The organism is Ensifer sp. Root954, assembly GCF_001429005.1.
GTDB classification, from domain to species: Bacteria; Pseudomonadota; Alphaproteobacteria; order Rhizobiales; family Rhizobiaceae; genus Ensifer; species Ensifer adhaerens.
The window spans coordinates 19,577-36,141 of the sequence record NZ_LMJM01000002.1 but is presented as its reverse complement, the minus strand read 5'-3'; the positions used below and the strand labels follow the sequence as shown (position 1 = coordinate 36,141).

The window sequence follows — 16,565 nt, the reverse complement described above, 5'->3', positions numbered from 1 at the left end:
CCGGATGAAAGAACATCATTTGTGAGTTGAAGTCACATGTCGCGCTTGTCTATCAACCGTTCGGGGGAGATGGCGGTTTTCGCCAAGGCGGTGGAGCTCGGCGGCTTTTCGGCCGCGGCAAAGGTCTGCTGCATGACACCCTCGGCCGTCAGCAAGCTCGTGCAGAGGCTGGAGGAAAGGCTCGGCGTCCGGCTCATCAACCGCTCGACGCGGCGGCTGCAGCTGACGGCGGAAGGCTGTGCCTTCTATGAGCGGGCGGTGCGCATCCTTGCCGATATCGACGAGGCGGAGCGCGAGGCGGGTTCAGGCGAAACGCCCGAGGGCCGCGTGCGGCTAAACGTCAGCGCTTCCTATGCGGTGCATGTGCTGATGCCGGTGCTGCCGGAGTTTCTCTCGGTCTTTCCATCGGTCTCGCTCGATATCCTGCAGACCGACGCCGTGGTCGATCTGATGGCGGAGCGGGCCGACATCGCCGTGCGCGCCGGTCCTCTGAAGTCTTCGAGCCTGATCGCCCGCAAGCTCGGCAGCACGTCGATGACGATCGTGGGCGCGCCGTCCTATCTTCAACGGTTCGGCATGCCCGAGAGTGTCGGCGACCTCGAAGCGATGAACAGGCTGAGCCATAGCTATGCGCGTACGATCGATGGCTGGCCGCTCCTGTCGAACGGGGAGCCTTTCACGCTGGCGCCGACGGAGCAGGTCCGCGTGAGCGACGGCGAGGGTTTGCGCCAGCTTACGCTCGCCGGTGTCGGGCTGGCGCGACTGCCCACGTTTACGGTCAAGGAGGATATCCGTTGCGGCCGGCTGACGGCGGTCGCCGAGCACTTGAACCCGGGCGACATCGAGGCATTCCATGCGGTGTTCCACGGGCAGGGTGGAGCCCTGCCGGCGCGCGTGCGGGTGGTACTTGATTTCCTGGCTAAGCGCGCGCGGATTTCATCGCCTTGAACGGCTGGTGCGTCGCTTCGGCCGGCTGGCCGCAGACGCGATTGCGGCCCTCGGACTTGGCGCGATAGAGCTCGTTATCGGCAAGTTCGATCAGGTGCTTCCAGCCACCGTTCGCGCTGCGGCCTTCGGCCACGCCGAAGCTGGCGGTGACGTTCAGCTTCCGTCCGTCGGCAAGGACGATCGGTTCGTGCGCGAGGTTGACCCTGATCCTTTCGGCAAGGGCAAGGGCGGACTCGATGCTGTCGCCGGGCGTGATCACGGCAAACTCCTCACCGCCGAAGCGGGCGACGAGATCGGAATTGCGCACGGAATTGCGGATGATGCGGGCGGTTTCCTGAAGCACGATGTCGCCGATCAGATGGCCGTGGGTATCGTTGATCTGCTTGAAATGGTCGATGTCCATCAGGATCAGACAGGCGTCCTGATCCTTGCCGTCCGTGTCTTCCGCGCCGCCGATCAGCTCCAGCGCGCGGCGGTTGAGCAGGCCGGTCAGTTCGTCGGTTTCCGCCTGGCGTTCGAGATGCTGCATCAGCAGCGTGCGCTCGTCGAGGCGGTGGCGCAGAATATCGATCGCATCGAACAGGCGTCCCATTTCGCCTTCTCCGCCCTTGCCCTGAAGGCGCGCGATCGGGCGATCATTGGCAAGCTCGATGATGCTGTGGCGCGCAAGAAGCAGCGGTTCGAACACCAGCGATCGGGCGCGCCGCATCAAGATCAGCAACATCAGGAAGAGCGAGAAGGTCGCAAGGCTCGCCACGGCGAGCTTGATCGACGCGCGGGTCTTGTTGGCGGACAGGCGCTCGACGGTCGAATCCATGAAGGCGCGACGCAGATCTTCGAGCGGTTTCATCTTCGGGACGAAAAGGTCGGTGAGCTGTTCGGCGGTCATCGGGTAGTCGCCCGAGCGTTTACCGACGGCGACGATGTTGTCGATGATTGCAAAACCTTCGGCAAAGAACTCGCGGTCGATCTTGGCGAGATCGCCGATCTTCGACGGATCCAAGCCTGGAAGCGCGCCCGGCTTGCCGACGATCGCCCAGACCTCCTGCAGCCTGCCGCGCGTGCGCTCGCTGTCGGCCAGATTCTTGATCGCGAGCGGCTTGCCGACGGCAACGGGCGCCATGACGTGCGAGCCGAGGCGCCCTCCGTCCTCACGCAGATTGGCAAGCATCTGGGCTGCAAGGGCAATGCCCGCAAGGTTCGGGTCGGTGTTGGTCAGGCGCTGAATGTTCCAGTCGATCGCGGGGCGAAGCGCATCGATCACGCCGAACATGGCCTCGATCGTCGCTTCGATTTCGGCAAGGTTCCGCCGTTCCGGCGGAAGGGCCGCAATGCGATCGACTTCCGCACGCGCGAGTATCAGCCGACGATGGACCTCGACCAGGATGGGCGAAAGCGCGCCGGCCGGTTCGGAGCGGCTGGCATTGTCGATGTCGGCGGTGATCTGAGCCAATGCCGCGTCGCTGCGGGCACGAAACTCCGCCAGCCGCGCCTGGACAGTCGAGCCGGGCGCTACGCCAAGGCCGAGCACACCGTTGGACGGGCCACGTTCGGCCGAGAGGTAGTTTGCGGCGTCGAGGACGCGGCAAAAGGCCATGACTTCCGTCAGGTTGCGGCGCGCGACGACAAAGTCGCTATAGGATGCGGCGATGATTTCGGTCGCAAGAATGCCCGTGCAGGCAACGACGATCGCCACCAGCCATTGGAGCTTGCGTCGCAGGGCCTTGGCCGTACGCGCTTCCCCTACGCCCATCTGAGGGGACGCATAGGTGCTGCCCTTATTGCTCATTTGCGCGAAGTTGCTCCACTCATGTCGCCGCCCGTCTGCTCGACAATCGCGACAAATTCTTGCCACCCGACAAGAAACCCATCCGAAATCAGTGTGCTTGCCGCCCCTGCTATCGTATAAGATGTTAAATAAGCTTGAAATACCCTGAAATACTAGGGGCTATTCCGCAACCGAGGGATGCGCCCGGCGCACGGCAGACCCCAGCTTTGCGGCCCCCGTATTCGCTTTCCGGTCCATGATCGCAATAAATCCTGCCCGCCTTCTTGCCGAAAGCGGGCCTGGACTTGGTTGGTCGTCATTTTACTTCAGCAACTCTTCACGGCAACGTGATCTGTGCTGCCGCCTAAAGCGCCGCGCGTCTTATCAGACGGGCTAAGGTCGCTGTAACACTTTGATTTTCTGCAAGTCTGTTCCCTTACGTAGAGGACGATTTAAGGAGACAAGCAGTCGTCTCAGCGCTTCGGCCCGACCAGTGCGAAGAGGGCGCCCTGCGGGTCGAGCGCCTGAACGATCCAGGCGCCTCCGGGGACCTCCATCGGCTCCAGCACGATCTTGCCGCCGCCAGCCTTGATGCGTTCGATGGCGGCATCGATGGCCGGTACGTTGATGTAGTAGAGCCAGTAAGGCGCGGGCACTTCCTTCGGCTTGGTCATCATCCCGCCGATCGGGGCGCCGCCATGGGCGAAGATCTGGTAGATGCCCATTTCGCCCATGTCCATGCCCTGGTCCTTCGTCCAGCCGAAGAGTTCGGAATAGAAGGGAAAGGCGGTGTCGAGGTCGCCCGAGGCAAGCTCGTGCCAGCCGATCAGTCCGGGCGCCATCGGGTCGGTGACCGGCGGCGGATCGCCCGTACCCTTGAAGATCGAGAAGACCGCGCCGTGCGGATCGGTGACGACGGCGAAGCGCCCTATACCCGGGATATCGTCCGGCGCCCGGTGCACCTTGCCGCCCTTGGCGGCGATGCTGGCGGCGCTCACATCGACATCGTCGACGCCGACATAGCCGAGCCAGGCGGGCGGCACGTTCATTTCGAGCGCGCCTTCCGGCATGGTCATCAATCCCGCCACCGGAATCTCGCCGACGTTGAACAGCGTGTAGCTGATGCCGGCCATGCCGGCATCGCTGGCGGCCCAGCCGACCACGTCCTTGTAGAACGTCTCGGCGGCCGCCATGTCGGTGGTCATCAGTTCGTACCAAACGAATTTGCCGTGATCTGCCATTGCCTTCCTCCGGTTTGCTCTGGCGCGGCGCATCTGGCGCCACTTGTTTGCCTGTTCGAATGAACTGTCGTCGGGTCAGCCTGACATGATGCGTGGCCGAACAGCCAAGGCCGTCGTCAGCGCGGCTTTCAATCCCGACGTAGGTATTCCGCCGTCATCAAGTCTTTCCAGTTTCCGTCCGCTGTCTGCGCCTGCGCCGTCAGCAGCCGACGGGATGGCCCGGCAAGCGTGATGACGTCGCGGTAGCGCATGGTCCTGCCGGGGTTCTCGAAATCCGGTCCCTTGCAGTGGAGGGAGAGGGACGTGCCGTCCGCGTCCAGTTCTCCGTCATAGATCCACATGTGGCTCATCATCGAGCCGACCCAGGTGCCGACGTAACGTTTTGTCTGCGGATTGAAGCCGAGCGTCATCAGCGTCTGGCCGAAACTGCCGCCCGGCATCGTTCCCTGACCCTCGCAGACGATCCAGAGGCCTTCGAGTGACCGGACATGCTCGGTCCAGGGCCCGCTGCCATCGGGCTTGCCATCGGAGCCGGCCGTGCGAACGTGCCAGTCGCCCAGCAATTGCTCGAGCCAGCGGTGCGCTTCTTCCGGTTCTGCTCTCACGGGATTTCCTTCTTGACCGGGCGCAGACGTTCGGCCCGGCACGCGAGCGTTCTCAAAACGATTTTGCGGGCGAAAAGTTCCGTCCGCTGGGGTGCGGAATTCAGCCCGCCTTGCGTCCGGGCTCCCGATCATATTCGTCGTGGCGGCGAACGAAGCTCATGGTCCCGTCCTCGTTGCGCCCCTTGGGTGCGCGGTCGAGCAGCATCAGTGTGCCCACGAGTTCCTCGAGCCCGCGGGCATAGGACGAATAGGTGTGGTAGATCGTGCCGTCCTCGCCCTTCTGGAAGGCGCTGAGACCGGGCAGTTCCTCATGCGCATTGGCGCTTTCTATGTCGGTGAAGTTGTACCCGACCTTGCCGCTTGCGAGCTCGTCTGGCGAAAAGGCCACGTGGAAGTCATGGTTGAAGCCGTTGCCTTCCGCCGAGACCCAGGGGAAATCCCACTCCATGCGTTTCTTGTAGGTTTCGATCTTTGCGAGCGGCGCGTTCGATGCGGCGACCAGCGTCACGTCGTGATGGTTGAGGTGCGGCAGCATGCCGGCGAAATGATCGACCAGGAAGGAGCAGCCGGGGCAACCGGCCTCCCAGGTGGGGCCGAACATGAAATGGTAGACCATGAGCTGGCTGCGGCCGTCGAAAAGCTCGGACAGGGATTTGCGGCCCACCCGCGTATCGAAGACGTAGGTCTTTTCCATCTTCACCCAGGGCAAGGCCAGCCGGGCGGCATTGACCTTGTCGCGTGCGTGGGTGTGTTCCTTTTCCAGCGCAAGCAGATCTTTGCGCGCTTTCAGCCACTCTCCAGGCGATACCACTGCGTGGTCCTGTCTCATGCCCGTTCCTCCTTCCAACGTTGCACTTGACTATTTACGTTGATATCAACATTAATCGGGCATGTCAAAAATGCCGCTTGTTTCGTTCGACACTACCCTGCATGTGAAGGACACCTGCCTCTGCCTGCATGTGCAACGCGCCGCGCGCGCCATTGCCCGCCGGTTCGACGAGGCGCTGCGCCCGCTCGATATCACCAACGGACAGTTCTCTCTCCTGATGTCGCTCAACCGCCCGGCGCCGCCCAATATGGGCTCGGTGGCGTCGCTTCTCGCCATGGACCGGACGACCTTGACGGCGGCGTTGAAGCCGCTGGAACGGCGCGGCCTGGTCGAAAGCTTCCCGGATGCCGACGACCGGCGGTCGCGGCGATTGCGGCTGACGACCGAAGGGCAGGCGCTGCTGGCGCGCGCCGTGCCGATCTGGCGGAACCTGCATGAGGCGCTCGATCCGGTGCTCGATGACGGCGGTTCGGACCGCCTGCGTGCCGATCTCTTAAGGCTGGCTTGACGGGCGGCCGGTCAGTCCTCGGACGGCTCTGGCGCGGGGCGCTCCTTGAGCACCTCGATCACCTCGGCGATCAAGGCAGAGGCCTGCCGCAGCCGTCGTTCGCCGAGTGCGCCGCCCAGGCCGTCCGCCCAGGCCGCCTGCCGCTCCTTGATGTCGTGCAGTGCCGTTTCTCCCGCCGCAGTCAGAACCATGAGCTTTGCCCTCTGGTGGGTCGGGTTGTCCCTGTAGGCGATCAGCCCTTCGGCCTCCAAGAGATCGGCGATGCGCTGCACCCCCTGGCGCGCAAGGCCGAGCGCGCGTGCCGCATCGGCAACCGACATCGGCGCATGGTTTGCCGCGGCCAGCACCTGCCAGCGGGCGCTCGTCTGTCCGGAAGGTTTGGCGAGTGCGTCGCCGGCCTGCGTCAACGGGCCGGCTAGCCGCAGTACCGATATGGCGAACTCCGCAAAGGCGTCTCCGGCGGGTGTCCGATCGGGATCTTTCATGTTGACAGCACCACCGTCGTGTGAATGTTTGTATGACATCATGTTGTCATGATGCGGTCGTTTCAGCAAGTCATTTTAGCAAGGGAGATGAGAGCATGGCGAGAAGGACTTACAGCGGCGGTTGCCATTGCGGCAAGGTCAGATACGAAGCGACTTTCGATCTTGATGCGGGGACGACGCGATGCAATTGCTCGTTCTGTGGCAAGTCCCGCTACTGGGGTGCACAGGTCCAGCCGGAGGATTTTCGCCTCCTGTCACCGGAAGATCAGGTTGGGCTCTATCAGTTTGGCGCCAAGGTTGGCAACCACCGCTTCTGCCCTGCCTGCGGCATCGCCTCCTATAGCCATGGTTATGTCGAGGAACTCGGCGGCGCCTATTGCAGCATCAATGTCGCAACGCTGGACGATGTCGATCCGACGGTACTGGCAAAGGTGCCGGTGCAATATCTGGATGGCCGGAACGACCGCTGGGATGAAACGCCTGCCGAATTCCGTCATCTCTGACGCGTGCGAGATCTCGCTCCTATTTGACAATATGTTGTCAATATGGCATATGGACTGCATGAGTTTCACCTGGCAGCATATCGCCTGCCGGGTGGGCGGCAATAGGGGGCCTGCCTGGCCCGCCACGCAGGAGCGACGGGTATGAAACTGACCTATAAGGGAAGCTGCCATTGCGGAAACATCCGCTATGAGGCCGACATCGACCTCGATGCCGGCACCGGCAAATGCAACTGCTCGATTTGCTGGAAGCGGCGCTACTGGGGGGCGGTCGTGAAGCCCGACGCTTTCCGGCTGCAGTGCGACGAAGCCAATATCGCCGACTACCAGTTCGGCAGCGACAGCGTGCATCACCGCTTCTGCAGGACCTGCGGCGTTGCCGCCTTCGGCCACGGCTATATCGAGGAGATTGGCGGCGCCTATTACTCCGTCAACCTCGCCTGCCTCGACGACCTCGATCCGGCGGTGCTGGCCGAAGCACCGGTGCAGTACATGGACGGGCGCAACAACAACTGGTTCCACGCGCCAGCCGAGACCCGTCACCTCTAGAGCCCACAGTGAAGCTGGTTACATCTTGCGAAATTCGAGGTGATAGATGACCTCCTCGCCGGTTGCCGGGTCCACGCCCGGCGCGCCGTAGATCACCAGCTTATCCCCTTGCAGGACAAAGGGGCGGATCAGGTCGGAGACGCCCCAGGCCGGGTTCCAGCTTGCCTCGACATGATGGATGATCCGGCCGTCCTTGAGCGAATAGGAGCCGGAATAGGCGAGCATGGAATCAAACAGTGCCGCCTTTTCGTCGTGAGACGGCACGAGTCCTTTGAGCTGCGGTCGATCGCGTTTCACCACAACGGCGGTCATCCGGCCATCGGGAAAGTACGAGAGATAGCCGATAGGATCAGGGCCCATGGCATCGGTGACCTCGCCAGTGGCGACGACCTCGCGCGTCCAGGAAAGCATCTTCCAGGTGCCGAGCAATCCAGACTCGTCCGCCATGACCCACCTGTTTGATTTTAGGGTAAACTAAAATAGCAGATGCTTCCTGTCCGGCAAAGCCGGGCCGATCCCTAGGATGAGATCAAAGAAAAGGGCCCCCGACGCGCAGGAGCCCTTCGTTGTTTCTTGCGCCGCTCGGGCGCTGCCAGAACGTAGCTGGTCAGTGTTCGCCGAGGTCGCGCACAGCACCGCGGTCGGCGGAGGTGGCAAAGGCGGCATAGGCCTTGAGCGCCGTCGTCACCTTGCGCTTGCGCTGTTCGGTCGGCTTCCAGCCCTGGGCGTCCTGCTCAGTGCGGCGACGGCTAAGTTCCGCCTCGTCGACGCGCAGGCTGATCGTGCGGTTCGGGATGTCGATGTCGATCATGTCACCTTCGCGCACCAGGCCGATCGTGCCGCCATTGGCCGCTTCCGGCGAAACGTGGCCGATCGACAGGCCCGAAGTGCCGCCGGAGAAGCGGCCGTCGGTGATCAGCGCGCAGGCTTTGCCCAGGCCCTTCGATTTCAGGTAGCTCGTCGGATAGAGCATTTCCTGCATGCCTGGGCCGCCCTTGGGGCCTTCATAGCGGATGACGACGACGTCGCCGGCCTTGATCTCGTTGCCGAGGATCGCCTTGACCGACGCATCCTGGCTTTCGAAGACGCGGGCCGGGCCGGAGAACTTCAGGATGCTCTCGTCGACGCCCGCGGTCTTCACGATGCAGCCGTCGATCGCGATGTTGCCCTTCAAGACGGCGAGGCCGCCATCCTTGGAGAAGGGATGTTCGACCGAGCGGATTACGCCCTTTTCGCGGTCGGTGTCGAGCTCGTCCCAGCGCGCTTCCTGGCTGAAGGCCACCTGGGTCGGGATGCCGCCCGGTGCCGCGCGGAAGAAGTTGCGAACGGTTTCGCTGGTCGTGCGGGTGATGTCCCAGCGGTCGATGGCGTCGCCGAGCGTGGCGCTGTGGACCGTCGGGCAATCGCGGTTGATGAGGCCGCCCTTCTCGAGTTCGCCGAGGATCGACATGATGCCGCCGGCACGGTGCACGTCTTCCATGTGCACGTCGCTTTTCGCCGGAGCGACCTTCGACAGGCAGGGAACCTTGCGCGACAGGCGGTCGATATCCGCCATGGTGAAATCGACCTCGCCCTCGTGGGCCGCGGCGAGAATGTGCAGCACGGTGTTGGTCGAACCGCCCATGGCGATATCGAGCGCCATGGCGTTTTCAAACGCCTTCTTCGAGGCGACCTTGCGCGGCAGCACGTTCTCGTCTTCCTGCTCGTAATAGCGGCGGGCGAGATCGACGACCAGGTGGCCGGCCTCGACGAAGAGGCGCTTGCGGTCGGCGTGGGTGGCGAGCGTCGAGCCGTTGCCGGGCAGCGACAGGCCGAGCGCTTCGGTCAGACAGTTCATCGAGTTGGCGGTGAACATGCCGGAGCAAGAGCCGCAGGTCGGGCAGGCCGAGCGTTCGATGACCTTGACGTCCTCGTCCGAGACGTTGTCGTCGGCTGCGGCGACCATGGCGTCGACCAGGTCAAGCGCATGGGTCTTGCCGTGCAGCACGACCTTGCCGGCTTCCATCGGGCCGCCGGAAACGAAGACGGCGGGGATGTTGAGACGCAGCGCCGCCATCAGCATGCCGGGCGTGATCTTGTCGCAGTTGGAGATGCAGACCATGGCGTCGGCGCAGTGGGCGTTGACCATGTACTCGACGCTATCGGCGATGATTTCGCGCGACGGCAACGAATAGAGCATGCCGTCGTGACCCATGGCGATGCCGTCGTCGACGGCGATGGTATTGAATTCCTTGGCGACGCCGCCGGCAGCCTCGATCTCGCGGGCGACGAGCTGGCCAAGATCCTTAAGGTGCACGTGGCCGGGCACGAACTGGGTGAACGAGTTCACCACGGCAATAATCGGCTTGCCAAAATCGCTGTCCTTCATGCCCGTCGCGCGCCAGAGGCCGCGGGCACCGGCCATGTTGCGGCCGTGGGTGGTGGTACGTGAGCGATAGGCAGGCATGGCATGTTCCTTCACGGACAAGGGTATTGCTCGGGAATGGCGATCCCTGATCGCCACCGAAGGGGCTACCTAGCGCAAAATTGCGCGCGCGTCATCTTTTGCGTCAGATTATTTCGACGCTGCGCGCGCTGTCGCGCCAGGCTTTCGCCGCTTCGGAAATCAAATCTAGACCGCGGCCGGCGCCTTGGACAACACCCGCCGAAGCGCTTTACGGAAATCTTATGTCGAGCGCCTGAAGTCGCAATCGAAACTGGACGCCTGACGAGTCTAGCCTTGCCGCATCGAATAGGGATGCGTGCCATGTCTCTCCAGGATTTCAACATCCACCGTCATTTGCCCGGGGCTCTACGCGAGGTCGATGCGGGCCCTGAGCTCACCGGTGGCGAAAGGGCTCCGGAGGCGCTCGATGCGCTCATGCTGCGGCTCACCGCCGTTCGCCGCCTGCGCGAGCACCATGTCTGGGAGGCGGTGCGGGTGATCGCGGACCTGCCGGATCTGGCGGCTGGAGAATGGCCGTCGCGTCGGTACCGTGAACTGATGGCCGCCGATGCACTGGTCGATGCCGTCATTCACCTGACGTCGGCGACCGAAGCGAAACTGTGCCTTCGAACGCTCAGTCACGAGTTCGGGCTGTGGACCTGCGCGCTGCGCTATCAGCCACCCGGAGCCGGCCGCATCACCTTCAAGGCACGGCATGCCGACCTTGCCGCGGCGATCCTTGGCGCCTTCCTGCGCTCCTGCCGCGGCCATCAGCTTGCGGCTGCTGCCGGCCGTTGCCAACTTCCCACCTGAAGGATATTTCCATGAACATGCATTCGCTGCGCCTCGAAGGCGCGATCACGGCGCTCGTCACGCCGTTCCGGGACGGCAAGGTTGATGTCGTCGGCCTGATGTCGCTCGTGGAATGGCAGATCCGACACGGCATTTCCGGCATCGTCGCCTGCGGCACCACCGGCGAGGCGCCGACGCTGTCGCGGGCGGAACGGGCCATGGTGATCGAACGCTGCGTCGAGGTGGCGGAACGCAAGATCCCGGTTATCGCCGGAACCGGCACCAACAGTACTGCGACGACGATCGAACTGACGGCGGAAGCCAGGACGCTCGGCGCCGACGCGGCGCTCGTCGTTGCACCCTATTACAGCAAGCCTTCGCAGGAGGGGCTCTATCGCCACTTCGAGGCGGTCGCCCGGGCGGTGGATCTTCCCATCATCATCTACAATGTGCCCTCGCGCACCGGGGTCGATCTCGCCGCGCGGACGATCGAGCGGCTGGCGGAGCTTCAAAATGTCGTCGGCATCAAGGATGCCACCGGCGACGTCGGTCGCTTCCAGTCTTCGTCGCCAGCCCTTAAGGCCAGGCTCATGCAGCTCTCGGGTCACGACCAGACGGCGCTGCCGTTCAATCTCTGCGGCGGTCACGGCACCATCTCGGTGGCGTCCAATGTCGTGCCGCGGCTGGTGGTCGCCATGCACCAGGCTGTCACGACCGGAAATGTCGCAGCGGCGCTCGCCCTTCATGAGCGCCTCCGCCCGCTGCTCACGGCGCTTGAGCGCGAGACCAATCCGGGGCCGGTGAAATACGCATTGCACCTGGTGCGGGCGCTCAGCCCGGAGGTGCGTCTGCCGCTGACGCAGGTGGCGCCGGAGACGGCGGCCGAGATCCGCGCGGCGCTCGAACCGCTGACCGAGCTTCCAGCCTCCACCCAGATCGGCCGCGGGGTGCGCATCGCGCTTGCTGGCTGACGGTTCGTCCTCGCACGGATCTGTCGTGCCCGATTGCCGCGGCGGTTCCCGCCGTCCGCATCCATCTCACCCGAAAGGAAAGACCATGTCCCGTTTCCCCCATCTTGCCGCGCGCGCCGCTGAGCGCCGGCGCATCGAAAGCAGCGAGCGCGCCGAGCGCATTCCGCCCAGGGACAGCGCCGTTCGCGATGCCTTTCTCGGCATCGGCATCAGGCTCGCCGTCGTCCTCGGCCTTGCCTACGGCATCCAGGCCGCACTTCCGTGGATTGCCGGCTAAGGCTTCGCTTTCGTCAACAAGGATTGTTCGATCATGGGCAGTATTCAGCAGATCCGTCGTGGTTTCCTGGCGCGCGCGCGTTTCGTCGTCGGCCGCGACCGGCACGGCTGGTGGGTCGTATCCGACCGCAAGGGTCTCGTCGGCGGCCTCTTTACCAATGAGAGCGCCGCAATCCATTTCGCCGTCGAAGCGAGCGACCGGCATCCGGAGGAGGTGTGTCGCGCGCCGGAAGGGGCGGCCATCGACCTTGATACGTTTTCGCGCCGGTCGAGGGCCATGCGACAGCGCCGGCGCGGCGCCTATGCCTGACGCCGCATCCTGATGCAGGCGTAAGGAAGAAACCCCACCAGCTCGGCGCTGGCGGGGTTTTCTCTTGTCGGGGTGCTGCGCTGGCGGACGCTCAGCCGAGCGAAGCGATCGCCTCGTCGATCAGCGCCACGATCTCCTTGGCGTGCGAGGCAAGGGAGGCGTGGCTGGCATCGAGCGTGATGATCTTCTTCGCCTTGATACGCTCGGCCATCCATTGTTCGGTTTCCGGCGGGATCATGTGGTCGTGGCGCGAGACCTGGTACCAACTGGGCTGCGTCTTCCAGGCGGGAGCCCCGGCCTTGTCCTCGAAGCAACGCCCGGCGATCGGTTTCTGTGCGACCGCCATGACCAGTGCTTCGGTCTCGCTCAGGTCCTGGCCGAAACTCTCACGGAACGTTTCCTGCGCTAGCCAGAGGAAGCCGTCCTTGTCGGGACGGATGCTGGCGGCGCCGGATGGCGGCTCGCGCCTTGCAAAGATGCTGCCGAGGCTGTCGCCTTCATCCGGCGCGAAGGCCGCGACATAGACGAGCCCGACGACGTTGGCCGCATGACCGGCGCCGCTGATAACAGCACCACCATAGGAGTGGCCGACGAGCAGGGTCGGGCCCTCGAGCGATTCGGCCAGCTTGCGGGTGCGCTCGACGTCGTCGGCAAGCGAGGTCAGCGGGTTCTGAACCGCGGCAATTCTGTAGCCCTTGGCGTGGAGCGGCGGAATGACGTGGCGCCAATGGGAGGCATCGCCCCAGGCGCCGTGCACAAGCACGATGTTCTTGACTGCCGGCATGATCAGTTCCTTTCGCTCGAATGGAGAGGTGCTCGGTTCGGCATCACACCCGCTCGTGGTGAGGCGAGGCATACTGCCCGTCGTCGGTTTTGGTGGGTTCCCTTGCTTTGCGCCTGGCGCGTGGCAAGGCGTTGAGATTGCAGACGTAAATTAGGGCGGGAAGGCGTGCGTTCCATGACGCAAACCACAAATTTTCGTGACGGAAGACCAACCCGGCGCGTCCCCGCAGGCGGTGGCCGCGATAGCAGGCCGATGGCGACAGGATGATGAGGAGACGGGGTCCCAGAGCGGCGTATTGGGGCTACGGGGCATCGCTCTGGGACCGGTTGCGCCCAGGAGGCGGGCTGTGCTTCCGGGCGCATCGGCATCAAGTCACCGCGAAGCCGATTCGACAATGCGCCCCGGACCTTTGCCGGCCCCCGTCGGACCAAAGTCTGAGCGTCGGCTGTGGGCAACTTGGTACGGAGGTTTTGATAAACGCCGCGGCGAGCGGCCGTTCGCAAGCTGAGGGCCGGAAGAAATCGAGGGAAACGAAAAAGGCCTTTCGATTTCTCGAAAGGCCTTTGAATTCGAATGGTGGGCGTGACAAGGATCGAACTTGTGACCCCTACGATGTCAACGTAGTGCTCTCCCGCTGAGCTACACGCCCATCCGATGTGGCGCATAGACCACAAAAGCCGTTGTCGCGTCAATAGGGTTTTCGAAGGTTTTTTGACAGAAATTTAGAGGCGGTGATTTTCCCCATGGGGGCGGCGTCGATGAGACACCGGCAAGACGCCGGATTTGCTGGGTTTCCGCTAAGGTATTGAAACGAAAAGACCGCCGGAGATCCCTGTGGATCGCGGCGGTCGGTTCTAAGTCGCATTCTTTACAGTCGCGGGACGTCGCGCCTGTGGAAAACTGCCTTGATCAGGCAGCAGCCAGCATCTTGTTGACCTCGTCGACGAGGTCACGCAGGTGGAAGGGCTTGGACAGCACCTTGGCATCCTTCGGCGCCTTGCTGTCGGGGTTGAGCGCAACGGCGGCAAAGCCGGTGATGAACATGACCTTGAGGTCCGGGTCGAGTTCCGTCGCGCGCCGCGCCAGTTCGATGCCGTCCATCTCAGGCATGACGATGTCGGTCAAAAGGAGCGAGAACGGTTCTTCGCGAAGCCGGTCGTAAGCGCTGGCGCCGTTGTCATAGGACATGACCTTGTAGCCGGCCTTTTCCAGCGCCTTCACCAGGAACCGGCGCATGTCGTTGTCGTCTTCGGCAAGAAGGATTTTCGCAGTCATGAATTGGGCCGTGCTTCTCTTTATTCAGTTCATTGCGCGTAGATTGCGGCGTTTTATCCAAACCGCAACGCGGTAAATATCTCGTGAACGCGGGACGTCAATTCCCCGGGATGCTGTGATTGGCCACTATGGACACAGAGCGGGCCAACTGGCAACATGATGACAATTGCAAGTACCGCATATGGTAAAAAAGGGTTCAGATGGGGGAAATTGCGGAGAGGGAACTGTTCGAGGTCCTTGAACCTCCAATCCAGCGCATTCCCTTTGTGTTCAATTCGCCGCACAGCGGCCGCTCCTATCCCCAGAGTTTTCTCGACCAGTCCAGGCTCGACGCGCTTTCGATTCGCCGGTCGGAAGACCACTATGTCGATGAGCTGTTCCAGAACGCGACGTTCCTCGGCGCGCCGATGCTGCTTGCGCATTTCCCGCGCGCCTTCCTCGACGTCAACCGCGAGCCATACGAACTCGATCCGCGCATGTTCGACGGGCCGCTACCGCCGCATGCCAACATCAGCTCGATGCGCGTCGCAGGCGGGCTCGGAACGATCCCGCGGCTGGTGGCCGAGAACATGGAAATCTATCGTGGACGGTTCCCGGTCGAGGACGCGCTGACGCGGATCGAGACGATCTACAAGCCCTATCACGCCACCTTGCGCAAGCTGATCGCGCGCACACACGTGCAGTTCGGCCTCTCGGTGCTGATCGACTGCCACTCGATGCCGGGCAATGTGCATCTGCCGGGCAGCGCCCAGCGGCCCGACTTCATCATCGGCGACCGTTACGGTACCAGTGCTGCCGGTGAGCTTTCGCGCGCTGCGGTTGATCTGCTGCAGCAGCTCGGCTACAGCGTCGTGCGCAACAAGCCCTATGCCGGCGGCTTCATCACCGAGCATTACGGCCGACCGACGCGCGGGCTGCATGCGCTGCAGATCGAGATCAACCGGGCGCTCTATGTCGACGAGGCGACGCTGGTGCGCAAACCTGGCTTCGGTGCGCTGGTTGCCGATCTCACGACCTTCATCGGCTCGCTTGCCCGCCACGTCGAGGACTACGGCGCTTACCTGCCGCTGGCGGCCGAGTAGCCTTTCCCAAAAACCAGGAACAACCGGCAAAGCGGGATGGCGTCCAGCAAAGTACTGGCGACGCTTGGTATTTTGCTGTCGGGGAGGTTCAAAAAAAACCGCGCCAACGGCGCGGTCAAGTCTAGGGAGGAAACACCCAAGGAGGGTATTTACAGTCACAGGTGACTGTAGGAAAACCATAATATTGCACTGCACAAATGTCAAGTTTGCCGGTGAAAACTTTTGCGTCGCGTCAAAAGTTTTTCAGCCGGAAATGGCGAATCAACCGATTGAATTCTCCAAAGTCGCGTTTGAAGTGCGAAGCGGTCGTGGTGCAGTGCGAAATGCTCCGGCCCTGACGCCGACGACGCCCGCAGGTGGGCGTGCTCGGTCGTTTGCCTTTCGACAAATTTCGTCTATGCAGGACGTACCTTCCTCCATGTTTTTCAGAGAGATCGCCATGTTGCCTGACCGCGCCTTCTTCGATCGCCTTGCAGATGCCGCCAAGGCGGAAACCCTGCCGCGCTTTCGGATCGGGACCAGCGTGGTCAACAAGCTGGAGAGCGGCTTCGATCCGGTAACGGAAGCGGACCAATCGGCGGAAGCGGCGATCCGCGCGCTGATCGAGGCGCATTTCCCGGACCATGGCATTCTTGGCGAAGAGCACGGCAATATTGGCCTCGACCGCGAGTATGTCTGGGTCATCGACCCGATCGACGGCACGCGCGCCTTCATTTCCGGCTTGCCGGTCTGGGGCACGCTGGTCGGCCTCTATCGCAATGGCGATGCGGTCATGGGCCTGATGGACCAGCCTTTCACCGGCGAGCGCTATTTCGCCGACGGCACGAAATCGGTCTACCGCGGGCCGGGTGGCGAGCAGGTGCTTTCGACCCGCGCCTGCAGATCGCTTGACGACGCGGTGCTTTTCACCACCTCGCCGCATCTCTATTCCGGCGATCTCAAGACCCGCTATGAGACGGTGCAAAGCAAGGTGCGTCTGTTCCGCTACGGCTGCGATTGCTACGCATTCGCGCTTCTGGCCGCCGGCCATGTCGATCTGGTAATCGAATGCGGGCTGAAGCCCTATGATGTCGGCGGGCTCATCCCTCTGATCGAGCAGGCCGGCGGCATCGTCACCAACTGGCAGGGCGGTCCGGCGGAAATGGGCGGCGAAGTTGTTGCTGCCGGCAATGCCGAACTGCACGCGCAGGCGCTGGAAATCCTGAAGGGCTGATGCG

The 16,565-nt window shown here is 63.0% G+C and carries 19 protein-coding genes and 1 tRNA gene; 10 read left to right on the top strand and 10 right to left on the bottom strand.

Annotated elements, in window-relative coordinates:
• The first annotated feature begins 36 nt into the window (after positions 1-36).
• The gene (locus ASE71_RS03225; protein WP_060517592.1) at positions 37-948 is read left to right on the top strand and encodes a LysR family transcriptional regulator; all 912 of its coding nucleotides are present in this window, start codon (positions 37-39) and stop codon (positions 946-948) included.
• Here the strand turns inward: ASE71_RS03225 and ASE71_RS03220 are convergent.
• From ASE71_RS03220 to ASE71_RS03205, 4 genes are all read right to left on the bottom strand, one after another.
• Positions 920-2,737: a GGDEF domain-containing protein gene (locus ASE71_RS03220; protein ID WP_060539209.1), complete on the bottom strand. Its 1,818-nt coding sequence runs from the start codon at positions 2,735-2,737 to the stop codon at positions 920-922. The genes ASE71_RS03225 and ASE71_RS03220 overlap by 29 nt on opposite strands.
• 452 nt (positions 2,738-3,189) lie before the next feature.
• Positions 3,190-3,957: a VOC family protein gene (locus tag ASE71_RS03215; protein WP_034786835.1), complete on the bottom strand. Its 768-nt coding sequence runs from the start codon at positions 3,955-3,957 to the stop codon at positions 3,190-3,192.
• A 128-nt stretch (positions 3,958-4,085) separates the two neighbouring features.
• Positions 4,086-4,562 carry a DUF1579 domain-containing protein gene (locus ASE71_RS03210; RefSeq protein ID WP_060517596.1) on the bottom strand — a complete coding sequence of 159 codons (477 nt, stop codon included), beginning with the start codon at positions 4,560-4,562 and terminating at the stop codon, positions 4,086-4,088.
• A 100-nt stretch (positions 4,563-4,662) separates the two neighbouring features.
• Positions 4,663-5,391: a DUF899 domain-containing protein gene (locus ASE71_RS03205; RefSeq protein WP_060517598.1), complete on the bottom strand. Its 729-nt coding sequence runs from the start codon at positions 5,389-5,391 to the stop codon at positions 4,663-4,665.
• Positions 5,392-5,452: 61 nt separating this feature from the next.
• Here ASE71_RS03205 and ASE71_RS03200 point away from each other — a divergent pair, with 61 nt between their 5' ends.
• Positions 5,453-5,899, top strand: a complete 447-nt coding sequence (locus ASE71_RS03200; RefSeq protein ID WP_060517600.1) for a MarR family winged helix-turn-helix transcriptional regulator — start codon at positions 5,453-5,455, stop codon at positions 5,897-5,899.
• 11 nt (positions 5,900-5,910) lie between these two features.
• On the opposite strand, the gene ASE71_RS03195 is transcribed toward ASE71_RS03200, so the two are convergent.
• Positions 5,911-6,384 carry a MarR family winged helix-turn-helix transcriptional regulator gene (locus ASE71_RS03195; protein ID WP_034787245.1) on the bottom strand — a complete coding sequence of 158 codons (474 nt, stop codon included), beginning with the start codon at positions 6,382-6,384 and terminating at the stop codon, positions 5,911-5,913.
• Between the two features lie 95 nt (positions 6,385-6,479).
• Here ASE71_RS03195 and ASE71_RS03190 point away from each other — a divergent pair, with 95 nt between their 5' ends.
• Together ASE71_RS03190 and ASE71_RS03185 are read left to right on the top strand one after the other, a co-directional pair.
• Positions 6,480-6,887: a GFA family protein gene (locus ASE71_RS03190; RefSeq protein WP_060517602.1), complete on the top strand. Its 408-nt coding sequence runs from the start codon at positions 6,480-6,482 to the stop codon at positions 6,885-6,887.
• Positions 6,888-7,028: 141 nt separating this feature from the next.
• A complete protein-coding gene (locus tag ASE71_RS03185; protein ID WP_034786825.1) occupies positions 7,029-7,433 on the top strand; it encodes a GFA family protein in 405 nt (134 codons plus the stop codon).
• Positions 7,434-7,451: 18 nt separating this feature from the next.
• On the opposite strand, the gene ASE71_RS03180 is transcribed toward ASE71_RS03185, so the two are convergent.
• On the bottom strand, positions 7,452-7,880 hold the full coding sequence (locus ASE71_RS03180; RefSeq protein WP_034786824.1) for a lipocalin-like domain-containing protein: 429 nt from the start codon (positions 7,878-7,880) through the stop codon (positions 7,452-7,454).
• 160 nt (positions 7,881-8,040) lie between these two features.
• Entirely contained in the window at positions 8,041-9,879 is a 1,839-nt protein-coding gene (gene ilvD, locus ASE71_RS03175; protein ID WP_034786822.1) for a dihydroxy-acid dehydratase, read from the bottom strand.
• Positions 9,880-10,179: 300 nt separating this feature from the next.
• Here ilvD and ASE71_RS03170 point away from each other — a divergent pair, with 300 nt between their 5' ends.
• From ASE71_RS03170 to ASE71_RS03155, 4 genes are all read left to right on the top strand, one after another.
• Positions 10,180-10,671: a hypothetical protein gene (locus ASE71_RS03170; protein ID WP_060517604.1), complete on the top strand. Its 492-nt coding sequence runs from the start codon at positions 10,180-10,182 to the stop codon at positions 10,669-10,671.
• Between the two features lie 11 nt (positions 10,672-10,682).
• A complete protein-coding gene (gene dapA / locus ASE71_RS03165) occupies positions 10,683-11,621 on the top strand; it encodes a 4-hydroxy-tetrahydrodipicolinate synthase (RefSeq protein WP_060517606.1) in 939 nt (312 codons plus the stop codon).
• Between the two features lie 85 nt (positions 11,622-11,706).
• A complete protein-coding gene (locus ASE71_RS03160) occupies positions 11,707-11,898 on the top strand; it encodes a hypothetical protein (RefSeq protein ID WP_060517608.1) in 192 nt (63 codons plus the stop codon).
• Positions 11,899-11,931: 33 nt separating this feature from the next.
• Positions 11,932-12,207 carry a hypothetical protein gene (locus tag ASE71_RS03155; protein ID WP_060517610.1) on the top strand — a complete coding sequence of 92 codons (276 nt, stop codon included), beginning with the start codon at positions 11,932-11,934 and terminating at the stop codon, positions 12,205-12,207.
• Positions 12,208-12,298: 91 nt separating this feature from the next.
• Here ASE71_RS03155 and ASE71_RS03150 read toward each other — a convergent pair whose 3' ends face one another.
• From ASE71_RS03150 to cpdR1, 3 genes are all read right to left on the bottom strand, one after another.
• Positions 12,299-12,991 (bottom strand): alpha/beta fold hydrolase, encoded by a 693-nt coding sequence (locus ASE71_RS03150; RefSeq protein WP_060517612.1) that lies wholly within the window; start codon positions 12,989-12,991, stop codon positions 12,299-12,301.
• Positions 12,992-13,565: 574 nt separating this feature from the next.
• Positions 13,566-13,640: transfer RNA gene (locus ASE71_RS03145), tRNA-Val, on the bottom strand.
• Between the two features lie 260 nt (positions 13,641-13,900).
• Positions 13,901-14,266 carry a response regulator CpdR1 gene (gene cpdR1, locus ASE71_RS03140; protein ID WP_034786813.1) on the bottom strand — a complete coding sequence of 122 codons (366 nt, stop codon included), beginning with the start codon at positions 14,264-14,266 and terminating at the stop codon, positions 13,901-13,903.
• Positions 14,267-14,466: 200 nt separating this feature from the next.
• Here cpdR1 and ASE71_RS03135 point away from each other — a divergent pair, with 200 nt between their 5' ends.
• Positions 14,467-15,348, top strand: coding sequence for an N-formylglutamate amidohydrolase (locus tag ASE71_RS03135; RefSeq protein WP_060517614.1), 882 nt, complete (start codon positions 14,467-14,469; stop codon positions 15,346-15,348).
• Positions 15,349-15,787: 439 nt separating this feature from the next.
• Positions 15,788-16,561 carry a histidinol-phosphatase gene (hisN, locus tag ASE71_RS03130; protein WP_060517651.1) on the top strand — a complete coding sequence of 258 codons (774 nt, stop codon included), beginning with the start codon at positions 15,788-15,790 and terminating at the stop codon, positions 16,559-16,561.
• Positions 16,562-16,565 lie beyond the last annotated feature (4 nt).

What these genes read in the sequence shown, in the direction of transcription:
- ilvD (WP_034786822.1), bottom strand. Translation starts at nt 9,879, where the DNA reads ATGCCTGCCTATCGCTCACGTACCACCACCCACGGCCGCAACATGGCC.
- ASE71_RS03150 (WP_060517612.1), bottom strand. Translation starts at nt 12,991, where the DNA reads ATGCCGGCAGTCAAGAACATCGTGCTTGTGCACGGCGCCTGGGGCGAT.
- ASE71_RS03155 (WP_060517610.1), top strand. Translation starts at nt 11,932, where the DNA reads ATGGGCAGTATTCAGCAGATCCGTCGTGGTTTCCTGGCGCGCGCGCGT.
- hisN (WP_060517651.1), top strand. Translation starts at nt 15,788, where the DNA reads ATGTTGCCTGACCGCGCCTTCTTCGATCGCCTTGCAGATGCCGCCAAG.
- cpdR1 (WP_034786813.1), bottom strand. Translation starts at nt 14,266, where the DNA reads ATGACTGCGAAAATCCTTCTTGCCGAAGACGACAACGACATGCGCCGG.
- ASE71_RS03200 (WP_060517600.1), top strand. Translation starts at nt 5,453, where the DNA reads ATGTCAAAAATGCCGCTTGTTTCGTTCGACACTACCCTGCATGTGAAG.
- ASE71_RS03190 (WP_060517602.1), top strand. Translation starts at nt 6,480, where the DNA reads ATGGCGAGAAGGACTTACAGCGGCGGTTGCCATTGCGGCAAGGTCAGA.
- ASE71_RS03170 (WP_060517604.1), top strand. Translation starts at nt 10,180, where the DNA reads ATGTCTCTCCAGGATTTCAACATCCACCGTCATTTGCCCGGGGCTCTA.
- ASE71_RS03220 (WP_060539209.1), bottom strand. Translation starts at nt 2,737, where the DNA reads ATGAGCAATAAGGGCAGCACCTATGCGTCCCCTCAGATGGGCGTAGGG.
- ASE71_RS03185 (WP_034786825.1), top strand. Translation starts at nt 7,029, where the DNA reads ATGAAACTGACCTATAAGGGAAGCTGCCATTGCGGAAACATCCGCTAT.
- ASE71_RS03180 (WP_034786824.1), bottom strand. Translation starts at nt 7,880, where the DNA reads ATGGCGGACGAGTCTGGATTGCTCGGCACCTGGAAGATGCTTTCCTGG.
- ASE71_RS03160 (WP_060517608.1), top strand. Translation starts at nt 11,707, where the DNA reads ATGTCCCGTTTCCCCCATCTTGCCGCGCGCGCCGCTGAGCGCCGGCGC.
- ASE71_RS03205 (WP_060517598.1), bottom strand. Translation starts at nt 5,391, where the DNA reads ATGAGACAGGACCACGCAGTGGTATCGCCTGGAGAGTGGCTGAAAGCG.
- ASE71_RS03135 (WP_060517614.1), top strand. Translation starts at nt 14,467, where the DNA reads ATGGGGGAAATTGCGGAGAGGGAACTGTTCGAGGTCCTTGAACCTCCA.
- ASE71_RS03225 (WP_060517592.1), top strand. Translation starts at nt 37, where the DNA reads ATGTCGCGCTTGTCTATCAACCGTTCGGGGGAGATGGCGGTTTTCGCC.
- dapA (WP_060517606.1), top strand. Translation starts at nt 10,683, where the DNA reads ATGAACATGCATTCGCTGCGCCTCGAAGGCGCGATCACGGCGCTCGTC.
- ASE71_RS03215 (WP_034786835.1), bottom strand. Translation starts at nt 3,957, where the DNA reads ATGGCAGATCACGGCAAATTCGTTTGGTACGAACTGATGACCACCGAC.
- ASE71_RS03195 (WP_034787245.1), bottom strand. Translation starts at nt 6,384, where the DNA reads ATGAAAGATCCCGATCGGACACCCGCCGGAGACGCCTTTGCGGAGTTC.